The sequence below is a fragment of the Mojavia sp. genome (assembly GCF_059505145.1).
The window spans coordinates 1-1032 of the sequence record NZ_JCACKA010000066.1 but is presented as its reverse complement, the minus strand read 5'-3'; the positions used below and the strand labels follow the sequence as shown (position 1 = coordinate 1032).

The 1032-nt window shown below is 46.2% G+C and carries 1 protein-coding gene; it reads right to left on the bottom strand.

The annotated features are described in order from the left end of the window. Positions 1 to 271: 271 nt before the first annotated feature. Entirely contained in the window at positions 272 to 949 is a 678-nt protein-coding gene (locus tag AC5JL8_RS15535) for a response regulator (protein ID WP_495880690.1), read from the bottom strand. Positions 950 to 1032 lie beyond the last annotated feature (83 nt).

Here is a 1032-nt window from a genome sequence, read left to right as displayed (position 1 = left end):
GTGGATGAATGAGTCTTTAATACTCGTGAACGAGTCTTTGAGGTGGATGAACGAGTCTTTAATACTCGTGAATGAGTCTTTGAGCTAGATGAACGAGTCTTTAATACTCGTGAACGAGTCTTTGAGGTGGATGAATGAGTCTTTAATACTCGTGAACGAGTCTTTGAGGTGGATGAACGAGGCTTTGAGCTAGATGAACGAGTCTTTGAGCCTCATTAATTAGTATTGGATATTCCTGAATAAGCAAGCAATGTATGTACGGCTGTAGTAATTACACTAAACCAGAACGCAGTGCCACAACTGCTGCTTGCACGCGATCGTCTACTGCTAGTTTGTTCATAATTCCCCGAACGTGAGTCTTAACAGTGTTGGGGCTGAGATAGAGTTTTTCTGCAATCTCTGGGTTACTCAAACCGTCCACCATCAGTTTCAATACTTCTAACTCTCGCCCAGAAAGGTTAGCAGTGTTTCCCTTCGCTGAGGGGGGGCGGAGATTTTCAATTACTCGTCGCGCAATTAGGGGATCGAGGTAAGTTGCACCCTCAACTGCGGCGGCGATCGCACTTAACAATCGCTCTACACTTGCACCTTTGATACAATATGCGTCTGCACCGCTAGACAGTGCCGCAATTATTTCTGTCTCCGTTTGGTGAGATGTCAGCATCACTACATGAGTCTCTGGCAATGCTGCCTTAATTTGCTGTGTCGCTGCAATTCCATCTAGTCGCGGTAACCCGATATCCATTACTACCAAATCGGGTTTCAGTTGCAGCGCTGCTTGCACACCTAAATAGCCATCTTCTGCTTGTCCTACAACTTCTAACTGGGAGTAAACCATTAATGATTGTTCCAGCCCCAGTTGCATCATTGGATCATCTTCGACAATCAACACCCTTATCGGAGGTGCATCAACAGGCAGATTGAAGAAAGAGCTAGTATCTGAAGACATTGCATGAAAAGGGGGCTGGGGATTAGGGACTGGGGATTAGGGACTGGGGATTAGGGACTGGGGATTAGGGACTGGGGATTAGG